Source organism: Streptosporangium sp. NBC_01469 (assembly GCF_036227305.1).
GTDB lineage: Bacteria > Actinomycetota > Actinomycetes > Streptosporangiales > Streptosporangiaceae > Streptosporangium.
The window spans coordinates 171,684-192,136 of record NZ_CP109465.1; the positions used below are offsets into that span (position 1 = coordinate 171,684).

The window sequence follows — 20,453 nt, forward strand, 5'->3', positions numbered from 1 at the left end:
GGGCATCGGTGCCGTCAGGGCCGTCCGGTGGCGGAGCCGGTGCCGTCGAGCCCGGTCTGGGGCGTCTCCCCGCTCACCGCGATCGGGCGAGCCGGAACCCGAGGTCGTCGACGCGGAAGGTCGGGTGGCTCTTGCGGCGGCACGACGCCCGGCATCCTCGGGGAAGGTCGTACGCGCCTCCGCCGCGGAACACGCGGTACGGGCCGTAGACGCCGGGATCGTAGAGATCCCAGCACCACTCCCACACGTTGCCGATCATGTCGTGCAGGCCCCACGCGTTCGGCGCCCTGGTCGCGACGTCGTGCACCTCGCCGCCGGAGTTCCCGCCGTACCAGGCGATCTCGTCCAGCTCTCCGTAGCAAACGCCGGAGGTCCCGGCCCTGCACGCGTACTCCCACTCCGCCTCGGACGGGAGGCGATAGCCGCCGGCCTCCCAGTCGCAGACCACGTCCTGCCCGTCGCGGTCGTCGCCCATCGAGTAGCAGGGGTCGAGCCCCGCCGCCTCGGAGAGCAGGTTGCAGAACCGGACGGCCTCTTGCCAGGAGACCTCGGTCACCGGCGTCCTGGGCCCCGCCGGACTCGCGGGCGTTTCACCCCCCTCGCCCCGAACGGCGCGGTACAGCTCGCGGGTCACGGGATGCGACGCCAGCAGGAAGGCCCCGACCTCGACCTTCCAGATCGCCTTCGTCCCCTCGTCCCGCAGGAAGATCTTCCCGGCGGGAATCTCGATCATGCGCTCGGCGATCTCCTGGGGCGGCGTCGGTTCGGGACTCATCACGGGCTCTCCTGGGCGATCGGTTCGTGTCGACGACACGCGGACTCCGCGTGTCGTCCCGGCGGGATCGAGGCCAGCGATCGGTCCGCGATCGGCTCGCGGTCGGTCCCCGGTCACCCCGGCGGGATCGAGGTCCGCGGTCGGTCCGCGATCGGCCCGGCCGGCACCGGACCGGCACATCGCGGACGATCGACGGTAACGGCCCGGCGCGGGACGTGTGTCGCGTCAACCGTCCGGAAGGTCAACCGCCAACCGGAGAGTACCGACGATCCGGGACGGGAAAAGCGAGAGCCGCCCCGACGGCCGGGGCGGCTCCGTCTTCGGGAACCTACTTCGCGGCCCGCAGGTAGTCGTGGTTCATCTGGGCGATCGTGTCCAGCGGGATGCCCTTGGGGCAGACCGCCGTGCACTCGCCGGTGTTGGTACAGCCGCCGAAGCCCTCGGCGTCCATCTGCTCGACCATGGCCTTGGCGCGGGAGTCGCGCTCGGGCTGGCCCTGCGGCAGCAGGCCCAGGTGGGTGATCTTGGCGGCGGTGAAGAGGGAGGCCGAGCCGTTCGGGCAGGCGGCGACACAGGCGCCGCAGCCGATGCAGGTGGCCGCGTCGAACGCCGCGTCGGCGTCGACCTTCTTCACCGGGACGCTGTGCGCGTCGGGGGCCGATCCCGCCGGGACGGAGACGAAGCCGCCCGCCTGGATGATCCGGTCGAACGCCGAGCGGTCCACGACCAGGTCCTTCACCACCGGGAAGGGCGCGGCGCGCCACGGCTCGATGGTGATGACCGCGTTGTCCTCGAAGTGCCGCATGTGCAGCTGGCAGGTGGTGGTGGCCACCTGCTCGCCGTGCGCGACACCGTTGATGACCATGCCGCACATGCCGCAGATGCCCTCGCGGCAGTCGTGGTCGAAGGCGACCGGGTCGTCGCCCTCCAGGATGAGCCGCTCGTTGAGGACGTCGAGCATCTCCAGGAAGGACATGTCCGGCGACACGTCCTCGACCCGGTAGGTGACCATGCGGCCCTTGTCCTCGGGACCCCTCTGCCGCCAGACCTTGAGTGTCAGGTTCACTTGTAACTCCGCTGGCTCATCTTGACGTACTCGTAGTCGAGATCTTCCTTGTGCAGGATCGGGCCCTGCTCCCCGTACTCCCAGGCGGCGACGTAGGCGAAGTGCTCGTCGTCGCGCAGGGCCTCGCCGTCGGCGTCCTGCGACTCGGCGCGGAAGTGGCCGCCACACGACTCGGTGCGGTGCAGCGCGTCAACGCACATCAGCTCGGCCAGGTCGAAGAAGTCGGCCACCCGCCCGGCCCGCTCCAGCGCCTGGTTGAGCTCCCCGGCCTCGCCGGAGACCTTCACGTTCCTCCAGAACTCCTCGCGCAGCTCGGGGATCCGCTCCAGGGCCTTGCGCAGCGACTCCTCGGTGCGCTCCATCCCGCAGTAGTCCCACATGAGCTTGCCCAGCTCGCGGTGGTAGGAGTCGGCGGTGCGGTCCCCGTCGTTCGACAGCAGCCTGGCGATCCTCTCGCGTACGGCGACCTCCGCCTCGGCCACGGCCTCCTCGTCGACGTCCCCGTACGGGCCGTTCGCGAGGTAGTCGCCGATCGTGGTCGGCAGCACGAAGTAGCCGTCGGCCAGGCCCTGCATCAGCGCGGACGCGCCGAGGCGGTTGGCTCCGTGGTCGGAGAAGTTGGCCTCGCCGATCACGAACAGGCCCGGGATCGTGGACTGCAGGTCGTAGTCCACCCACAGGCCGCCCATCGTGTAGTGGACGGCCGGGTAGATGCGCATCGGCTGGGCGTAGGGGTCCTCGCCGGTGATGCGCTCGTACATCTCGAAGAGGTTGCCGTACTTCTTCTCCACCGCGTCTCGGCCCAGGCGGCGGATCGCGTCGGCGAAGTCGAGGTAGACGCCCAGGCCGCCGGGGCCGACGCCGCGGCCCTCGTCGCAGACGTTCTTGGCGGCGCGGGAGGCGATGTCGCGCGGGACCAGGTTGCCGAACGCCGGGTAGATGCGCTCCAGGTAGTAGTCGCGCTCCTCCTCGGGGATCTCCGAGGCCGGACGGGTGTCGCCCCGCTCCAGCGGCACCCACACGCGGCCGTCGTTGCGCAGCGACTCCGACATCAGGGTCAGCTTCGACTGGTAGTCGCCGCTGACCGGAATGCAGGTCGGGTGGATCTGGGTGTAGCAGGGGTTGGCGAACATCGCGCCGCGCCGGTGCGCCCGCCAGATCGCGGTGGTGTTGCAGCCCTTGGCGTTGGTCGACAGGAAGAACACATTGCCGTACCCGCCGCTGGCCAGCACGACCGCGTCGGCCAGGTGCCGCTCGATCTCGCCGGTGACCATGTCGCGGACGATGACGCCGCGCGCCCGGCCATCGGAGACGATCAGGTCGAGCATCTCGTGGCGGGTGTGCATCTCGACGGTTCCGGCCGCGATCTGCCGCTCCAGCGCCTGGTACGCGCCGAGCAGGAGCTGCTGGCCCGTCTGGCCCCTGGCGTAGAAGGTGCGGGAGACCTGCGCGCCGCCGAAGGAGCGGGTGTCGAGCAGGCCGCCGTACTCGCGGGCGAACGGCACGCCCTGGGCCACGGCCTGGTCGATGATGTTCACGCTGACCTGGGCGAGCCGGTAGACGTTGGACTCGCGGGCGCGGAAGTCGCCGCCCTTGACCGTGTCGTAGAACAACCGGTAGATCGAGTCGCCGTCGCCCCGGTAGTTCTTGGCCGCGTTGATGCCGCCCTGGGCCGCGATGGAGTGCGCGCGGCGGGGCGTGTCCTGGTAGCAGAAGGACTTGACGTTGTAGCCCAGCTCGCCGAGGGTCGCGGCGGCCGAGCCGCCCGCCAGCCCCGTGCCCACGACGATGACGTTGAGCTTGCGCTTGTTGGCCGGGTTGACCAGCTTGGCGCCGAACTTGCGCTTCTCCCAGCGGTCCTCGATCGGGCCGTCGGGGGCCTTGGTGTCGCGGATCGGCTCGCCCTCTGTGTACCTCGTGGTCATGACCCGCTCACCGCTCCTCGCTCACCACGCGGAAGATCCGCCCCTTGTTCGCCACGCGGAAGATCCGTCCCTTGTTCACCGCGCGGAAGATCCGCTTCTCGCCCGCCGTGCGGGAGGCCCGCTCCTTGTTCGCCGTACGGGAGACCCGCTCCTCGTACGCCACCGCGCTCGTCACGCCGGGTCCCGCTCACTTGATCACTCCGACCGCGACCGCGACCGGGACCGCGAGGAAGCCGACGACCAGCAGGGCCGACAGCCCCGTGGCGGCGGCCCTCAGCGGGCGGTAGCTGCGACGGCTCGCCAGGCCGAGCGTCTGGAAGGCGCTCCACAGACCGTGGCGCAGGTGCAGGCCGACCATGACGACCGCGAGCACGTAGAACAGGGTGACCCACCAGCGGGACGGCGCGAAGCCCTCGACCAGTCGCTCGTACGGGGTGGAGCCGGCCCCCGCCGGGTTCACCGCGCCGAACGTCAGGTCGAGCAGGTGGTAGACCACGAACAGCACGATGACGACGCCGCCGTAGCGCATGGTGTGGACCGCGTAGCCGCCCGCCCGGGACCTGCGCCTGGCCGCGTACCTGACCGGACGGGCCTTGCGCGCCCGCCTGGCCAGGGAGATCGCCGCCCACATGTGCAGTCCGACCGCGACGACCAGCCCGATCTCGACGACGGTCAGCAGGACGCGGTGCGGGAGGATCGGCTCGCCCATGGTCCGCAGGAAGGCCGCGTAGGAGTTGAAGGACTCCGCGCCGAAGAAGCTCTTGAGGTTCCCGGCCATGTGGCCGACAAGGAAGAGCACCATCACGGCACCCGTGACGGCCATCACGGCCTTCTTGCCGTTGGAGGAGCTCAGGAAGCCGCCCCGCCTGGGCCGCGTCGGCTTCGCGGGGGCGTCCGCCGGGGGTTTCACCGGCGCGGTGGCGGATCCGCGCTCAATCGTGGCAGTCACGTCTGTCACGCTAAGTAGGAGGATTTACCGCCGTCCAAGTCATCATGGATGTGGTTTCCATAGCCTGTGGCTATTAGCTGTGCGTCCCTGCCGCTTCCTGGAACGCGCCGCCCGCGCGGTGCGAGCAATCTCACAGCTCCCCGGCCGCGATCTCCCATCGTCTCCCACGTCACCACCGGTCCCGGATCCGAGACCGGAAGGCCCGTGCGCTATACGTCCGCGCGCTCAAAACCCCATCCACGCTCAAGACCCCATCCGTCCGCGTGCGCAAGGCTCTACGCATCCGCGCGTTCAGGGCTCCGGGAGCTCAGGAGCCCGACGCCCACGACTTCACCCGTGCGAGGGACTCGTACGGGTGAAGTCGTGGGCGGATGAGGCCGGACACCGGGGACCCCCTACCCTTGGGAAACGTGCAGCTCCAGCAACTCGCCTACTTCGTGGCGGTCGCCGAGGCCCGGCACTTCACCCAGGCCGCCGAGGGGATGCGCGTCGCCCAGCCCTCGCTGAGCAAGCAGATCAAGGCCCTGGAGACCGAGCTCGGCGCGCCGCTGTTCAGCCGCGCCCGGGGAAACGTCACGCTGACCCCGGCGGGCGAGGCGCTGCTGCCGCTGGCCCGCAGGATGCTGGCCGACGCCGAGACCGCCAGGAGCGAGGTCGGCGAGCTGGCGGGCCTGCGCCGCGGCCGGGTCAGGCTGGGCGCGACCCCCTCGCTCTGCGCCGGGCTGCTCGCCGACGCGCTGGCCAGGTTCCATCACGCCTACCCCGGCATCGAGCTGTTCGTGGAGGAGGGCGGCTCCCGCGACCTGGTCCGCACCCTCGCCCGCGGCCAGCTCGACCTGGCGCTGATCATCATGCCGTTGCACAGCGACGACCCGGCCCTCGTCACCGAGGAGATCCTGCGGGAGAACCTCGTCGTCGCCTCCCCCTCGAACGATCACACCCGCAGGCCGTACGTGCGCATCGAGGAGCTGCGGCGGCGGCCGATGGTGATGTTCAGGCGCGGGTACGACCTGCGGGAGGCCACGCTCAGCGCCTGCAGGCAGGCCGGGTTCGAGCCCAGGTTCGCGGTGGAGGGCGGCGAGATGGACGCCGTGCTGCGCTTCGTGGAGGCCGGGCTGGGGATCGCGCTGGTTCCCTCGATGGTGCTGGACGGCCGCCCCGGACTGGCGGGGACGCCGCTCGCGCCTCCCGGACTGCGCCGCACCATAGCCATCGCGCACCGCAAGGACGTCGAGCCCACCCGCGCCGCCCAGGCCTTCCGCACGACCCTGCTCCTCTTCCTCACCGAGGCCGCCCGCGACGGCAGCCTTCCCCAGGGACTCGATCTGATCACCGAGGGGTGATTCCCCCTGGCGGATCCGCTCCGGGAACCGCCGCGGCGGCACGCGGCGCGGGTGCTCGTTCGCATGGCGGCCGGGGGTTCGCAGCGGGTGCCCGACGGGCATCTGGCAGGCCCCTGACGGGCACTGTGGCGCGTTCCCGACGTGCGGCGGGCACGATATCGGTCGCGTGGACCAGGGCGACTGATCAACACCCTCTAAGTCCCGGTGTCACACTATTCTACGTAGCGTCGACAGGTTCTCCCGATCCAACGAAGAGGCGTCAGTGACCGCCCCCGCCAATGAAACGCTCACGCTTCTCCTCATCGAGGACGACGCCGGCGACGCCTTCCTCGTGGAGGAGCTGCTCAGCGAGGCGGACAACCCACCCAAGATCATTTGGGTGCGCAGCATGGCCGAGAGCCGGGAGCGTCTCACCGAGGACGTGCGGTGCGTGCTCGTCGACCTCTCCCTGCCCGACGCGACCGGCCTTGAGGCACTGGAGCAGGTGCTGTCGATGGCGCCGCACGCCGCCGTGCTCGTGCTGACCGGTCTGAACGACACCCACGTCGGCGTGGAGGCCGTCGCCGCCGGCGCCCAGGACTTCCTGGTCAAGCAGGATGTGGAGGCCCGCCTGCTGGCGCGGGCGATCCGCTACTCCATAGAGCGCAAGCGCGCCGACCTGGCCCAGCGCAAGCTGGTCGAGGCCGAGCTGCTCACCAAGGAGAACTCCCGCCTCGAACGGGGGTTGCTGCCGGTCCCGCTGCTGACCCCGGGGGTCCTGGACCACCAGGCCCGCTACCTGCCGGGACGCAGGCGTGCCCTTCTCGCCGGTGACTTCTGGGACACCGTGCAGAGCCCCGACGGCGCCGTCCACGTGGTGGTCGGCGACGTGTGCGGGCACGGCCCCGACGAGGCCGCGCTGGGAGTCGCGCTCAGGATCGCCTGGCGGACCCTGGTCCTGGCCGGGCACACCGGCAACGAGCTGCTCGGCACCCTGGAGTCGGTGCTCCGCCTGGAGCGCAAGTCCGCGGAGATCTTCACCACCCTGTGCATCGTCACGATCGACCCCACGCTCAGCACGGCGCGGATGCACGTGGTCGGCCACCCGCCGCCGCTGCTGATCCGCGACGGTGTGATCGGCGTGGTGCCCGGCACCCCCTCGGGCCCCCCGCTGGGGATCTTCCAGGACGTCCGCTGGTCGGCGATCGACGTGCCGCTCGGCGACGACTGGTCGCTGCTGCTCTACACCGACGGCCTGATCGAGGCCACCGTGGGCGGCGGGCCCGACCTGCTCGGCACCGAGGGCCTCCTCAGACTCGTCCAGGAGCAGGGCGGGATCGAGCTCGACCGCCTCATCGAACGCGTCATCGAGCTGAACCGCGACGCGCTCAGCGACGACCTCGCGACCGTGCTCATCTCCCGGAACGGGAAACGATGACCGGCCGTTCCGACCGTTCGAGCCCTCAGCCCCTGCCCGAATTCACCCCCTCGAAGGGGGTCGGGAACCTTCCGGTGGGCCGCTGGTTCACGTTCGCCGGGGTGGGCATCGCGCTGGTCTTCATGATCTCGGCCGTCGTCACGATCAAGTCGATCGAGGAGACGCGAGAGGCCAGGGAGACGCTCGTCGACGTCATCGACCCGGCGGCGCTGCGCCTCCTGGAGATCTCCAACGCGATGACCTCGCAGGAGAGCTCGGTGCGGGCGTACGGCAGGACCAACGAGGACGTCTCCCTGCGGGACTACCGGAACGCGATCGCCGCGGAGAAGACCTCGCTGGACACGCTTACCACGCTGCTCCCCCGGATACCGGAACGGCAGGCGGTCAGTGCCGAGGTGGCCGCGCTGAAGGCCGCGGGAGAGGCCTGGCGGCGCGACTACGCCGAGACGGTCATCGCCACCGTACCGACCCTGAAGACCGAGGCCTCCCGGCAGAACGCCACCATCAACGCCACTCGGTTCAACCAGGTCCGCCAGTCCCTCACGGGGCTCCAGAGCCACCTGAACCGGCTGCACGAGCTCGGCGTCGTGCGGCTCGACCTCGGCTGGCAGGCCCTCTACGCCGCGCTCATCGGGGTGGCCCTGGCACTGGTCGTGGCCGCGGTCGCCGCGGTGCTCATCGTGCGGTACGCGGTGCTCCGCCCGCTGGCGGAGCTGAACGAGCAGGTCCGCGCGGTCGCCCAGGGGGATTTCGACCACAAGCTCAAGGTCGAGCACCCGGCCGAGCTGTCCGAGCTGTCGGGCCACGTCGACGCGATGCGCCGCCGCATCCTCGCCGAGTGGCGCCGGTCCTCGGAGACGCAGCGCAAGCTGGAGGACCAGACGGCGGAGCTGAAGCGCTCCAACGGCGAGCTCGAGCAGTTCGCCTACGTGGCCAGTCACGACCTTCAGGAGCCGCTGCGCAAGGTGGCCAGCTTCACCCAGATGCTGGAGCAGCGCTACGGCGACCAGCTCGACGAGCGCGCCAAGCAGTACATCGCCTTCTCCGTCGACGGCGCCAAGCGCATGCAGATGCTGATCAACGACCTGCTCGACTTCTCCCGGGTCGGCAGGATGGGCGGCGAGCGCACCAGGATCGACGCCACCGTGCCGTTCAGGGCCGCGCTGAACAACCTCGGCGCGACCATCGAGGACAGCGGGGCGACGGTCACCCACGACGAGCTTCCCGAGGTGTACGGCAACCGGGCGCAGCTGACCCAGCTCTTCCAGAACCTCGTCGGCAACGCGATCAAGTTCCACTCGCAGGACCCGCCGGTGATCCACATCGGGGTGCGGCGCGACGGGGACATGTGGGAGTTCTCCTGCACCGACAACGGCATCGGTATCGAGAGCAAATACACTGACCGCATCTTCCTGATTTTCCAGCGCCTGCACGGGCGGGACGTGTACGCGGGCACGGGCATCGGGCTGGCGCTCTGCAAGAAGATCGTCGAATACCACGGTGGCCGCATCTGGGTCGACACCGGAGACGGCGAGAGCACCGGGACCGCCGGAGCCGCCGAGAACGCCGGAACCGCCGAGAACACTGAGAACGCAGAGAACACCGCGATCACCGAGAACAGCGCGAACGTCGAGAGAGCCGCCACGCCAGGCACGACCTTCCGCTGGACCCTTCCCACAGGAGACCTGGAATGAATGACCTGCGCTGGATCGACGTGCTCCTGGTCGAGGACGACCCGGGCGACGTCCTGCTGACGCGGGAGGCGTTCGAGCTCAACAAGGTCCGCAACAAGCTGCACGTGGTCAACGACGGCGAGCAGGCCATGTCCTTCCTGCGCAAGGAGGGCGACTACGCCGACGCGCCCAGGCCCGACCTGATCCTGCTGGACCTCAACCTGCCCCGCAAGGACGGCCGGGAGGTGCTCCAGGACATCAAGGCCGACGAGAAGCTCCGCGGGATCCCGGTGGTCGTGCTGACCACGTCGGAGTCCGAGGAGGACATCCTGCGCAGCTACAACCTGCACGCCAACGCCTACGTCTCCAAGCCGGTCGACTTCGACCAGTTCATCAGCGTGGTCCGGCGGATCGACGACTTCTTCGTGACCGTCGTCAAGCTGCCCAACTCCGGCCAGCACTACTGAGTGCCCGCCGGGGTCGCCGTCGGGGGCGAGATCAGGGGTTGCTCATTCGCCGCACCCGTGTCCACAACCTCCTGAGACCTCCCTGTGATCGTCCACCCCGTGAGACGTCGCAGGCGGGAGGCCCTTGGCAGCCGAACGTGACAGGAATCACACCGGGTCGGTGAAATTGTGAGAGACCCCTTACACATAACCCCTAGGCTCCGTCGTAACGTATCCCCCACCAACATGCGCGCGCACGTGTGAGCCGGCGCGACCATGGCCAGCGCGCGGCACAACTGAAACAACCCGGACCCCTGGGCGAGCGGGGTCCGCGGGAGGTGGAGAGGTCTCGATGACCCAGACAACGGCCGAGAGCCCGGCCAGAAGGCAACGTGCGCAGATCAAGGAGCGCACCCTGCGAACCGACCAGTGGTGGCGCTATCCGCTGGTCACTTTCATCATTTTCACGGCATTCCTCGTCTACGCCACGTGGGCGATCTTTGATACAAGCTACTTCGTGTCGCCGTACCACGCGCCGTTCGCGTCGCCCTGTCTGGCGACGAGCTGTCCGCCGGACGCGCGACTGTTCGGCTTCGCCCCATTCGGCGACTGGTACACCCTGCCTCCCGGTCTGCTGATCCTCGGCCTTCCCGCGGGGTTCCGCTTCACCTGTTACTACTACCGCAAGGCCTACTACCGGGGGTTCTGGCTCTCGCCCCCGGCCTGCGGGGTGAACGAGCCGCACAAGAAGTACTCCGGCGAGTCGCGGTTCCCGCTGATCCTGCAGAACGTCCACCGCTACTTCTTCTACACGGCGATCGTCGTCGGCCTCATCCTGGCGTACGACGCGGTGAAGGCTCTGATCGAGAACCCGGCGGGTCTGGGCACGTGGATCCTGATCGCCAACGCGGTCCTGATCAACCTGTACACGCTGTCGTGCCACTCCTGCCGGCACATCACGGCCGGGCGCCTGAACCACTTCTCCAAGCACCCGATCCGCTACCGGGCGTGGGGCTTCGTCTCCAAGCTCAACGCCAGGCACTCGCAGCTCGCGCTGATCTCCATGTTCTCCGTCATGGGCGCCGACCTGTACGTGCGCCTGGTCGCCAAGGGCATCATCGCCTTCTCGTTCGCATAAGGATCACCTGTGGAAATCGAGCGTCACGAATACGACGTCGTCGTCATCGGCGCCGGCGGTGCGGGTCTGCGGGCGGCCATCGAAGCCCGCCAGCAGGGCAAGCGGACGGCGATCGTCTGCAAGTCGCTGTTCGGCAAGGCGCACACGGTCATGGCCGAGGGCGGCGCGGCCGCCGCCATGGGCAACGTCAACAGCGACGACAACTGGATGGTGCACTTCCGCGACACCATGCGCGGCGGCAAGTTCCTCAACAACTGGAGGATGGCCGAGCTGCACGCCAAGGAGGCCCCCGACCGGGTCTGGGAGCTGGAGGCGTGGGGCGCGCTGTTCGACCGCACCAAGGACGGCAAGATCAGCCAGCGCAACTTCGGCGGGCACGAGTACCCGCGGCTGGCCCACGTCGGCGACCGCACGGGCCTGGAGCTGATCCGCACCCTGCAGCAGCGGGTGGTCGCGCTCCAGCAGGAGGACGAGAGGCTCCACGGCGACGCCGAGGCGTACATCAAGGTCTTCCAGGAGTGCACGGTCACCCGCCTGCTCAAGGAGACGGGTCCCGGCGGGAGCGGCGCGATCTCCGGGGCCTTCGGCTACTGGCGGGAGAACGGCAGGCTCGTCCTGTTCGACGCCCCCGCGATCGTGCTGGCCACCGGCGGCATCGGCAAGTCGTACGTGGTCACGTCCAACTCGTGGGAGTACACCGGTGACGGCCACGCGCTGGCCCTGCTGGCCGGCGCGAAGCTGATCAACATGGAGTTCATCCAGTTCCATCCCACCGGGATGGTCTGGCCGCCCTCGGTCAGGGGCATCCTCGTCACCGAGTCCGTCCGCGGTGACGGCGGGGTGCTGAGAAACTCCGAGGGCAAGCGCTTCATGTTCGACTACATCCCCGACGTGTTCAAGGACAAGTACGCCACCACCGAGGAGGAGGGCGACCGCTGGTACACCGACCAGGCCAACAACCGCCGCCCTCCGGAGCTGCTCCCCCGCGACGAGGTCGCGCGGGCCATCAACTCCGAGGTGAAGGCGGGCCGTGGATCGCCCCAGGGCGGCGTCTACCTCGACGTCTCCACCCGCCTCCCGGCCGCGGAGATCATCAAGCGGCTGCCGTCGATGCACCACCAGTTCAAGGAGCTGGCGGACGTCGACATCACCAAGGAGGCCATGCAGGTCGGCCCGACGTGCCACTACATCATGGGCGGCGTCGAGGTCGACGCCGACACCGGCGCGGCGGGCGTGCCCGGCCTGTTCGCGGCCGGTGAGGTCTCCGGCGGCATGCACGGCTCCAACCGGCTGGGCGGCAACTCGCTGTCCGACCTGCTGGTGTTCGGCCGCCGCGCGGGGGCGGGCGCGGCCTCGTACGTGGACGGCCTGGCGGCCCGGCCGAAGATCTCCGAGGAGGTCGTGGCCGAGGCGAGCGCGGAGGCGCTGGCCCCGCTGGAGCGCGCGGGCGAGAACCCGTACGAGGTCCACCACGAGCTGCAGCGGACGATGAACGAGCTGGTCGGCATCATCCGCAAGGCCGAGGAGGTCTCCGAGGCGATGGAGGCGGTGGAGAAGCTCAAGGAGCGGGCCCAGGGCGTCGGCGCGGCCGGCAGCCGCATCTACAACCCGGGCTGGCACCTCGCCCTCGACCTGCGCAACATGCTCCTGGTCTCGGAGTGCGTGGCGAAGGCGGCCCTGCTGCGCCAGGAGAGCCGCGGCGGCCACACGCGCGACGACTTCCCCGGCATGTCGCCCGAGTGGCGGACCAAGATCCTGATCTGTGGCCTCACCCCGGACGGCTCCGGCGTCACGGTGGAGGAGCAGGTGCAGCCTTCGATGCGGGACGACCTCATCGCACTGTTCGACCGTGACGAGCTGAAGAAGTACATCACCGAGGAAGAGCTGGCCGCCTTTGACGCGCTGGCCAAGGAGTAACCATGAGTTACAAGGCGAAGTTCCGCGTCTGGCGGGGCGAGGGCGGCGAGGGCAAGCTTGAGGACTTCACGGTCGAGGTGAACGAGGGCGAGGTCGTCCTCGACATCATCCACAGGCTCCAGGCGACCCAGGTCCCCGATCTGGCCGTCCGCTGGAACTGCAAGGCCGGCAAGTGCGGCTCGTGCTCGATGGAGATCAACGGCAAGCCGAAGCTCGGGTGCATGACCCGGATGTCCACCTTCACCGAGGAGGAGACGATCACCGTGACGCCCATGCGGACGTTCCCGGTGATCAAGGACCTCGTCACGGACGTGTCGTTCAACTACCAGAAGGCCAGGGAGATCCCGTCCTTCACCCCTCCGGCCAACGTGAAGCCGGGCGAGTTCCGCATGCAGCAGATCGACGTCGAGCGGTCCCAGGAGTTCCGCAAGTGCATCGAGTGCTTCATGTGCAACAACGTCTGTCACGTCATCCGTGACCACGAGGAGAACAAGACCAACTTCGCCGGTCCGCGCTTCCTGATGCGGATCGCCGAGCTGGACATGCACCCGTACGACGTGGCCGACCGCAAGGACTCCGCCCAGGAGGAGCACGGTCTCGGCTACTGCAACATCACCAAGTGCTGCACCGAGGTCTGCCCCGAGCACATCAAGATCACTGACAACGCGCTGATTCCCATGAAGGAGCGCGTCGTCGACCGGAAGTACGACCCGCTGGTCTGGCTGGGCAACAAGATCTTCAAGCGTTCCAGCTCGAAGACCTGACCCTTCCCGCGTTCCACGACGGCGCCGTCCACGGGCTCTCCCGGGGCGGCGCCGCCGCGTTTCCGCCTCTCCGTGCGGGCTCCCGCCGGAAGGCCGCACGGCGAGGCTGGGCGAGGGCCGGGGTCCACATGGAAAGGCAAGGCGAAGACCGAGGTCCGCACGGCAAGGCAAGGCGGAGGCCGGGGTCCGCGCGGAGAGGCAAGGCGAAGGCCGAGGCCCGCACGGAGAAGCGGGGCGAGGGCTGAGGTTCGCACGAAGAGGCAAGGCGAAGGCCGAGGTCCGCACGGCGAGGCGGGGCGAAGGCCCGGGAGTATGGCGGGTCACCGGTTTCAGTCCCGCCACAGCCGCTGGGCCTGCCTCCGCATGACGTCGTTGGCGCGGACGGCGAAGTCATGGATGATCGTCAGCTCCGCGTCGCTGTAGCTCCCGGCGAGATCGGCGTAGGCCCGGTTGACGTCCGCCTGGATCTCCTGCAGCGCGCGGTAGGGGCCCTCGCGTACCAGCTCGACGAGGACGCGGCGCCGGTCGGCGCCGTCCCGGCCGCGGCGCACGTATCCCGCTCTCTGCAGACGGTCCACGACCGCGGTGATGGCGCCACCACGCGTCAGCCCTATCCGCACGGCGAGGTCGTGGGGGGTCAGCGGGCCCTCCCTGTCGAGGACGGCCAGGCAGTTGAGGTCGGTCACGTTGATCCCGGCCCGGCCGGCCACGCCGACGTGGAACAGCGCCGACCGCATCGCCGTCAGGCGCCCCTGATCGGACACGGCCATGATCATCTCTTCGCGGCCTTCCGACTCCGTTGACACGGCGGTTCTCTCTTTCCAGTCTCTCTAAAATAGAGAGACTCTAAATCAGAGAGTCTCTATTTTAGTCTACAAAGAGTAGTTCGATCCTTCGGGAAGAAGGCGTGCCCGCCTCCCCTGCCCGAAGCGGCCCACCCCTATCACGCCGACGATGGATCACCCTCGGCATCGTCCTGAGCGCGGCCTCGCGGGCCGGTTCGGCGCGGCGACCGCGACGACACCCTTGGTGCGTCGTCGGTGTCCCCCGCCCTGACCGCGCTGCTTCCCGCACCGTCCACGACCAGGCCGTGGACGCCGTGGCTCGCGCCCGGACGGTCGGGTCAGGTGGAGCGGCGGAAGAGGCCGCGCTTCTTCTTGCCGCCGTCCTTGCCGCCGTCCTTGCCGCCGTCCTTGCCGGTGTCCTTGTCGGAGGGCTGGCCGGGGAGCGGATAGACCGCCGTCGGGGTCGGCTCGGCGGGAAGCCCCTCGCCCCCGGCCGGCCGGCCGTCGGGACCGTTCTGCGACTCGGGCCCGAAGGTCATGGCCTCGCGCTCCGGCCCGCTGTCGCCCCGCGATTCCCGGCCGGGCGGAGTGGAGTCGTCCTGGAGGGTCCGGTCCGGTGAAGGGCCCTGGCCGGGGGCGTCACCGGGAGCGGTGGGACCGAACGACCGGAAGTCGTCTCTCGGGCCGTCGAACCCCGTACCGCCCCGAGGGGGCTCCTGCGGGAACGGCGCCCCGGGGAACTCCGGCGCCCCCTGCGGGAGGCGCTCCTCGCGGGAGTCGGGGCCGGACTGCGAGGTGCCCTGGAACGTGGCCGCCGAGCCGTCCTGGAGCGTCGGGCCGTCCTGGAGCGTCGGGCCGTAGGGCGACTGTCCGGCCTGCGGGTCGTACGGGTCACCGTGACCGGCGACCGGCTGCTGCTGCTCGTAGCCCGCGGGCATGTACGCCGTCGTCTGGTCGTACCCCTGGGGGTACTGCTCGGGGGTGTAGCCCTCCGGGTAGACCGGGGCGTACATCTGCATGGGCACGAAGCTGATGATCGGCGCGTAGGCCGTACCGCCCTGGTAGGGGCCAGGGGCGTAACCGGGTCCGGCGCCGTAGCCGGGACCGCCGGGGTAGGCCATCGGGTCCATCGGATCGCGGCCCATCGCACGCGGACCGGCCCGGCGGATGGCCGCGGCGTGGGCCAGGCGGCGCAGCCTGCCCTCGAAGATCAGGACCGCGAACAGCACCAGCAACACCAGGATCAGCGCCGGGACGCCGAGCTGGCGGCTCAGCGTGGCCCCGTCGAACTCGGAACCCGCGTTGCGGATCTCGTACACGGAGGTGCCGGCGGCGCTCTCGTCGAGCGTGGCGGTGTCGGACGGCGTGGGCGTGACGGTGGGCAGCTGGCTAGGCCCGGGGGTGGTCGGCGGGAACTGGGGGTCGTTGCTCTCCGGCGTGCCGGTCTCGGCGGGCGGGACCACCGGGGTCGTCTCCTGGACCGGCGGCGGCGCGACCGCCGTCTCCTGCGGGGGCGGGGGCGGAGCCGTCGTCTTCGTGGCCTTGGGGGGCTTCGGCGACGCCGGGACGGTGACCGTGGTGGTCACGGTCTTCTGCGGCACGGCGGTCTCCTCGGAGCCGCCCTGGGGATCCTCGGTGACCGTGACGGTGACGATCGGCGTGGGCTCCTCGCAGGGGCCCGCGGGATCGACGTCACAGCCCTCGATCTGCGACGGCTCGACGACCATCGTCCTGATGGTCGCGCCGGCCGCGGAGGGTCCGGTGAGCGGCACCAGGGCGAGCAGGACGGCGCCGCTGAGTCCCACGGACATCACAACGGCGGAGACAGCTGCCCTGCGCCGTGCTCGCGTCACCGGTGCCCTCCGCGCAATCAACCCATGAACACGTCAAAGAAATACTAGTTGGGCAAAAGTAACAGTAAACCGCGTTTTACAAAACGTGTCGCGACCGGCGGCGGCGCTGGATCCTCCTCTGCAGCCACAGGAGGCCGAGCAGCGCTCCCACCGCCGCCCCCACCGCGGGGAGACCCGTCACCCCTGTCAGCGGACTTGACTCGGCGACCGGCCGGACCTGGCCGTTCGGGCCGTCGAGGTCCTGCGGGAGTGGCGCTCCCTGCGGGCGCGGGTCCTGCGGAAGGGGGACCTGCGCGGCGGGGAGGGGACCCGCCTGCGGCAGCTGGAGACCGTTCACGAGACCGGGCATCTGGCCCGCCCCCGCCATGCCCATCGAGATCGGCGGCGTCATGCCCCCCGGCGCCTGCGGCCCGCCCGGCTGCGCGCCCGGCATCTGCGGCCCGCCCGGCTGCTGCACCGTTCCCGGGTGGCCGGGAGCCATGGGGCCGCCCATCGGCCCGCCCGGACCCTGCTGCGGCACGCCGGGCTGCCCGGCCGTTCCCGGCGGTCCCGCCATCCCCGGATAACCCTGGGGCATCGGCTGCCCTCCCGGGTAGCCCTGGGGCATCGGCTGCCCCGCACCCTGGAGCCCCGCACCGGGCCTGCCGGCCATGCCCTGGCCGGGCACGGCGGGTTGCCCGGCGGCGGGCCACTGGCCACCCCCCGGATAGCCGGGAACCATCGGCCCGACCACCGGCGGGCGCGCTCCGGGCCGACCGGCCGTCTTCTGCCCGATTCCGGGATGAACGGGACCCATCTGCTGGAGCCCCGGCTGGCCGGGTACCGGCTGCGGCACCCCGGGCAGCCCGGTCACCGGCCGGCCGGGACCCGTCTGCCGGAGAGCCTGCCGGTTCGCCCCCTGCCCGCGCGCACCGGACCGGCCGGCCGCGTGCCGTTGCCCGTGCGCCTTCCGACCGGCTGCCTTGCGACCTGTCTGGGAGCCCATGGCCGAGTGATTCCTACCGTTCTGTCCCTGAAGCGTGGGGGCCGCGGGCACCTCCGCCGGCGGTACGGCGGCCTGTCCCTGGCCGGGCACATCCGTACCGGCCTCCGGCTCGGCGCCCGGGGCCGCGGCGCCGTCCGGAAGCCGCGTTCCCTGCGGCGGAAGGCCGGGAGCGACCGGACCCGCCGGAACCCCGGCGGCACCGTTCGCACCCGCCTCGCCCGGTTTCGGAGCCGGGAGGACGAACGACTTCCCGGCGAGATCGAGAAGGAACGCCGACATGCGCTGCTCGGCCCTCTGCGCCTCCGAGACACCGGGTGCGACCAAAGGGACCCCTCCGGTCTCCTCGACCGCCTGGGGAACACTGAGGACCATGCTGGCGGCACCTGGCGCCCCCGCTCCGGGGCGGGTCTCGGCGGACCTGGCCTCCCTCGCGGCGCGGGCGTGCTCCAGCGTATCCAGTCCCCCGGCGACACCCCCGCCCCGCATCACCGCGTCCGAGCTCTTGATCGTGCTCTGGGCCTGCTGCCTCACCAGCTTGCCGTCGGGGCCGTTCATCCGGGCCAGGGCGGACACCGTGATGTCCTGCGGGCGATCCGGCACGGCGAGCAGCACGTCGACGGTGCCGCCCTCGGCGGGCAGGGCGCCGACCATGCACACCCCCACCCCCTTGGGGAGAGGCGCCGACGACCTGGTCTCCTCGGAGCACTCGATGCCCCTGAGCGCCTCGGCGGGGGTCGTCAGGACCGCCAGCCGCGCGTCGGTGCCCGGTCCCCGCAGCCGGATGCGGTAGCGGATCACCTGGTCGACGCGGCTCCCCCGCGCCCATGTGCCGGGGTCGGCGACGGCGGCCAGGTCGAGGGGCAGCGGGGCCGGCTCGTCCATCTGGACGGCGTACACCCCCGAGGCTCCAAGGACGAGCACCCCCGCTCCGACCGCCGACACGAACCCAGCACCACGCCACCATACGGTCACCGCATATCTCCGTTCCCCGGGTACGGACACGCGACATCGCCACGTCCAGTAGCAGTTATGTCACGCTGCGGAGTGGATCAATCCTTATTGAACCGACCTTGCCCATCGTTGAGACGACCTTGTACCGCCCGGACGATTGGAAGGTCCGCGGGGAGCCACGCCACGTCGTAGAGCTCGTCCTCGGTCAGCCAGCGCAGATCCAGATGCTCCCTCGCCTCGGGCTTGCCCTCGGCGACCACCGCGAGCCAGACCCGGAGGACGTAGCCGCCGGCGAGCGCCCAGTCTCCGCCGACGCGCTCGCCCACCTCGATCAGCACGCCGAGCTCCTCCTGGCACTCCCTGACCAGTGCCGCGTGCTCGTCCTCCCCGGGATCGACCTTCCCCCCGGGCAGTTCCCACCCTCCGGCCAGCTCGGGAGGGTCGGCACGCTGAGCGGCGAGCAATCTCCCGTCGCCGTCGACGATGGCGGCGCCCACAACGACCTTTTCCATGGCTCCCGATTCTGTCAGCCCTGCTCCCGCGACTTGAGTTGCGCGAGGACCTGGGGGTGTTGCAGCGGCCGGGTGAATCCCACGATCCCGGTGCGCTCCCGATAGGTGGTGACCTTGATCGGCCCGCACAGCCGGCATCTCGCCTCGACCATCTTGCCCGGAGAGACCACCATTCCCACGTGCCCGGGACGGTCTGGGCCGGTTCCTGGACCGGAGTTGAAGAAGACGAGGTCTCCCGCCTGCTCCTCCCCCTCGGAAACCTCCACGCCGAACGGCCACTGGCCGAACGTGGTGCGCGGGATGGTGAGGCCGACGCTCCGGTAGGCCATGTAGATGATCCCCGAGCAGTCGTAGCCCGCCGGACCCGTACCGCCCCAGATGTAGGGCTTGCCGCGCTGGGCCAGCGCGTACTCGAGGATCGCGGCCACCGTGCTCGTCGGCGCCGCCTCCAGCATGGGCTCGTCGCAGCTGTCGTCCGCCTCGGGCGGGACGGTGACCTCGCCGTCCTTGGCGTACTTCCCGGCGATCTCCATGACCTGGTCGACGTACCACCAGGCACGGTTGTAGACGAACAGCGAACGTCGCACGTCCTCCGGCGCGCCGTTCCGCTTCAGCATCTTCGCCGCGCCTAGGATGGCGTCCGCCGGGTTGTACACGTCGGCCCAGCCGTCTCCGTCGCCGTCGGAGGCGTAGCCGTTGAACGTGGACGGGATCTTGATCTTGGCCTTGCCGCCCCACGTGCTGATGAGAAACTGCATCGGCCCGGCGGCGCCCGCGTAGTTGGTGCCGCTCCGCACGCCGGGAAGCGTGGAACGGCCGTGGTTGGTCTCGCGCTTGCCGACCCCGGCGAGCACGTTCCACTGCACGCCGACCTTCCGGCCGTGCTCGCGGTACAGCTTCAGATACTCCTCGGGGATGTCGGACGTCGCGGTCTCCGACTGGTCCTCCACCGACTGCGCGGTGTCCCCGCACTCGGGCTGCGCCTCCCCGGTGATCGACGGGAAGGTGGGGAAGCCGCTGATCATCATCATCGGCGCCATGATCAGCGTGATCAGGCAGAGCGCGGCGACCCCGAGGATCAGCGCGAGGCGGAGGTTTTTGTTGTTCCTCATCCGCCCCCGCCGCCCGTCCCGTACCGGGCCCCGGCGCCCATCCCGTCCCGCCGGGACGCGATCCCGCCGCCCGGCTCGTCACGGCCGTACGCGATCCCGGCACACCGGTACGGGGCCCCGCCCGTTCGCTCTCGTCCGTACGTGATCTCGGCGCTCATCCGGTCTCGCCGGTCTCGCCGGTCGCACCGGTCTCGGAGAGCTGGTCGTCCCCCTCCTGGCCGGAGTCCGCGGGCTGGAGATCGTGGACCCGCCATTCGGCGCCGACCTGGATGAGCGTGACGGCGTACTCCGCGGTCCTCTCGTTCACCCCGCTCCTGGCCGTGACGTTCTGGGTGCCGACGACCACGAAGACCACCGAGGCACTGTCGATCTGCCGGATCTCCTTCACCCGCGCCGCCCCGACCGAGACGATCTCGTCGGCCCTGTTCGCCTCGACGGTGCCCGGCGAGGTGACGGTCCGCAGCAGCGCCCCGGAGAACTCCGCCGTGACGTACCCCTTGAGGCGGTCGCCGTAGACCGCCGGGTCCTCGTCGTAGCTGAACGTGCCGTACTCGGCGGTGAAACGCTGCGCGTAGTCGGCGGCGGCGGCCAGCTCCTGCTTGGTCATCGGCAGGTAGGAGTAGACGTCGAAGGGCGCGTTGCTGGCCGTCGCCGCCGGGCGCGCCGGCTCCGCGGCCGGCTCCTGCCCGGACGCCACGGTACGGGTGACGCCCGCCGGCTCCGCCGGGGTCTCCGGTCCCTCTCCGGCGTCCGGCCACATGGTCAGGTAGACGCCGACGGCGGCGAGTATCACGACCAGCACCGCGAAGACGGCTCCCCGCCGGCTGCCTCCCTCGATCATT

Annotated in this window: 18 protein-coding genes; 7 read left to right on the top strand and 11 right to left on the bottom strand. The window is 70.2% G+C overall.

The genetic code is table 11. The annotated features are described in order from the left end of the window. Nucleotides 1–73 precede the first annotated feature (73 nt). From OG587_RS00785 to OG587_RS00805, 5 genes are all read right to left on the bottom strand, one after another. Nucleotides 74–775: a formylglycine-generating enzyme family protein gene (locus tag OG587_RS00785; RefSeq protein WP_329085849.1), complete on the bottom strand. Its 702-nt coding sequence runs from the start codon at nt 773–775 to the stop codon at nt 74–76. A 328-nt stretch (nt 776–1,103) separates the two neighbouring features. Next, nucleotides 1,104–1,841, bottom strand: a complete 738-nt coding sequence (locus OG587_RS00790; protein ID WP_329085851.1) for a succinate dehydrogenase/fumarate reductase iron-sulfur subunit — start codon at nt 1,839–1,841, stop codon at nt 1,104–1,106. Next, entirely contained in the window at nt 1,838–3,766 is a 1,929-nt protein-coding gene (locus OG587_RS00795) for a fumarate reductase/succinate dehydrogenase flavoprotein subunit (RefSeq protein ID WP_329085852.1), read from the bottom strand. Before OG587_RS00795 ends, OG587_RS00790 begins: the two co-directional genes overlap by 4 nt. A gap of 7 nt (nt 3,767–3,773) precedes the next feature. Continuing rightward, the gene (locus OG587_RS00800) at nt 3,774–3,941 is read right to left on the bottom strand and encodes a hypothetical protein (protein WP_329085853.1); all 168 of its coding nucleotides are present in this window, start codon (nt 3,939–3,941) and stop codon (nt 3,774–3,776) included. Nucleotides 3,942–3,953: 12 nt separating this feature from the next. Next, a complete protein-coding gene (locus OG587_RS00805) occupies nt 3,954–4,715 on the bottom strand; it encodes a succinate dehydrogenase cytochrome b subunit (RefSeq protein ID WP_329085854.1) in 762 nt (253 codons plus the stop codon). 410 nt (nt 4,716–5,125) lie between these two features. Here OG587_RS00805 and OG587_RS00810 point away from each other — a divergent pair, with 410 nt between their 5' ends. The 7 genes from OG587_RS00810 (at nt 5,126) to OG587_RS00840 (ending at nt 13,413) form a co-directional block, all read left to right on the top strand. Beyond that, nucleotides 5,126–6,058, top strand: coding sequence for a LysR family transcriptional regulator (locus OG587_RS00810; protein ID WP_329085855.1), 933 nt, complete (start codon nt 5,126–5,128; stop codon nt 6,056–6,058). Between the two features lie 262 nt (nt 6,059–6,320). Beyond that, the gene (locus tag OG587_RS00815) at nt 6,321–7,475 is read left to right on the top strand and encodes a PP2C family protein-serine/threonine phosphatase (protein ID WP_329085856.1); all 1,155 of its coding nucleotides are present in this window, start codon (nt 6,321–6,323) and stop codon (nt 7,473–7,475) included. Between the two features lie 74 nt (nt 7,476–7,549). Next, on the top strand, nt 7,550–9,169 hold the full coding sequence (locus OG587_RS00820) for a sensor histidine kinase (RefSeq protein WP_329085858.1): 1,620 nt from the start codon (nt 7,550–7,552) through the stop codon (nt 9,167–9,169). Beyond that, the gene (locus OG587_RS00825; protein ID WP_329085859.1) at nt 9,166–9,615 is read left to right on the top strand and encodes a response regulator; all 450 of its coding nucleotides are present in this window, start codon (nt 9,166–9,168) and stop codon (nt 9,613–9,615) included. The genes OG587_RS00820 and OG587_RS00825 overlap by 4 nt, the downstream gene beginning before the upstream one ends. A gap of 331 nt (nt 9,616–9,946) precedes the next feature. Then, a complete protein-coding gene (locus OG587_RS00830) occupies nt 9,947–10,732 on the top strand; it encodes a hypothetical protein (RefSeq protein ID WP_329085862.1) in 786 nt (261 codons plus the stop codon). 9 nt (nt 10,733–10,741) lie between these two features. Next, nucleotides 10,742–12,649 (top strand): fumarate reductase/succinate dehydrogenase flavoprotein subunit, encoded by a 1,908-nt coding sequence (locus tag OG587_RS00835; RefSeq protein ID WP_329085864.1) that lies wholly within the window; start codon nt 10,742–10,744, stop codon nt 12,647–12,649. A gap of 2 nt (nt 12,650–12,651) precedes the next feature. Continuing rightward, entirely contained in the window at nt 12,652–13,413 is a 762-nt protein-coding gene (locus OG587_RS00840) for a succinate dehydrogenase/fumarate reductase iron-sulfur subunit (protein ID WP_329085866.1), read from the top strand. Nucleotides 13,414–13,742: 329 nt separating this feature from the next. Here OG587_RS00840 and OG587_RS00845 read toward each other — a convergent pair whose 3' ends face one another. The 6 genes from OG587_RS00845 to OG587_RS00870 form a co-directional block, all read right to left on the bottom strand. After that, nucleotides 13,743–14,183 carry a MarR family transcriptional regulator gene (locus OG587_RS00845; protein WP_329085868.1) on the bottom strand — a complete coding sequence of 147 codons (441 nt, stop codon included), beginning with the start codon at nt 14,181–14,183 and terminating at the stop codon, nt 13,743–13,745. Between the two features lie 353 nt (nt 14,184–14,536). After that, complete coding sequence (locus OG587_RS00850) at nt 14,537–16,009, bottom strand: hypothetical protein (RefSeq protein ID WP_329085869.1); 1,473 nt, start codon at nt 16,007–16,009, stop codon at nt 14,537–14,539. Between the two features lie 118 nt (nt 16,010–16,127). Then, nucleotides 16,128–17,978, bottom strand: coding sequence for a hypothetical protein (locus OG587_RS00855; RefSeq protein WP_329085871.1), 1,851 nt, complete (start codon nt 17,976–17,978; stop codon nt 16,128–16,130). Nucleotides 17,979–18,085: 107 nt separating this feature from the next. Beyond that, nucleotides 18,086–18,499 carry a (deoxy)nucleoside triphosphate pyrophosphohydrolase gene (locus tag OG587_RS00860; protein WP_329085873.1) on the bottom strand — a complete coding sequence of 138 codons (414 nt, stop codon included), beginning with the start codon at nt 18,497–18,499 and terminating at the stop codon, nt 18,086–18,088. Between the two features lie 14 nt (nt 18,500–18,513). Then, the gene (locus tag OG587_RS00865) at nt 18,514–19,611 is read right to left on the bottom strand and encodes a C40 family peptidase (RefSeq protein ID WP_329085875.1); all 1,098 of its coding nucleotides are present in this window, start codon (nt 19,609–19,611) and stop codon (nt 18,514–18,516) included. Between the two features lie 154 nt (nt 19,612–19,765). Continuing rightward, complete coding sequence (locus OG587_RS00870) at nt 19,766–20,452, bottom strand: hypothetical protein (RefSeq protein WP_329085877.1); 687 nt, start codon at nt 20,450–20,452, stop codon at nt 19,766–19,768. Nucleotide 20,453 lies beyond the last annotated feature (1 nt).

Bases quoted from the DNA above. Each gene is read 5' to 3' on its own strand.
- OG587_RS00785 (WP_329085849.1), bottom strand. From the start codon at position 775: ATGAGTCCCGAACCGACGCCGCCCCAGGAGATCGCCGAGCGCATGATC.
- OG587_RS00795 (WP_329085852.1), bottom strand. From the start codon at position 3,766: ATGACCACGAGGTACACAGAGGGCGAGCCGATCCGCGACACCAAGGCC.
- OG587_RS00825 (WP_329085859.1), top strand. From the start codon at position 9,166: ATGAATGACCTGCGCTGGATCGACGTGCTCCTGGTCGAGGACGACCCG.
- OG587_RS00830 (WP_329085862.1), top strand. From the start codon at position 9,947: ATGACCCAGACAACGGCCGAGAGCCCGGCCAGAAGGCAACGTGCGCAG.
- OG587_RS00840 (WP_329085866.1), top strand. From the start codon at position 12,652: ATGAGTTACAAGGCGAAGTTCCGCGTCTGGCGGGGCGAGGGCGGCGAG.
- OG587_RS00845 (WP_329085868.1), bottom strand. From the start codon at position 14,183: ATGGCCGTGTCCGATCAGGGGCGCCTGACGGCGATGCGGTCGGCGCTG.
- OG587_RS00850 (WP_329085869.1), bottom strand. From the start codon at position 16,009: ATGTCCGTGGGACTCAGCGGCGCCGTCCTGCTCGCCCTGGTGCCGCTC.
- OG587_RS00860 (WP_329085873.1), bottom strand. From the start codon at position 18,499: ATGGAAAAGGTCGTTGTGGGCGCCGCCATCGTCGACGGCGACGGGAGA.
- OG587_RS00865 (WP_329085875.1), bottom strand. From the start codon at position 19,611: ATGAGGAACAACAAAAACCTCCGCCTCGCGCTGATCCTCGGGGTCGCC.
- OG587_RS00870 (WP_329085877.1), bottom strand. From the start codon at position 20,452: ATGATCGAGGGAGGCAGCCGGCGGGGAGCCGTCTTCGCGGTGCTGGTC.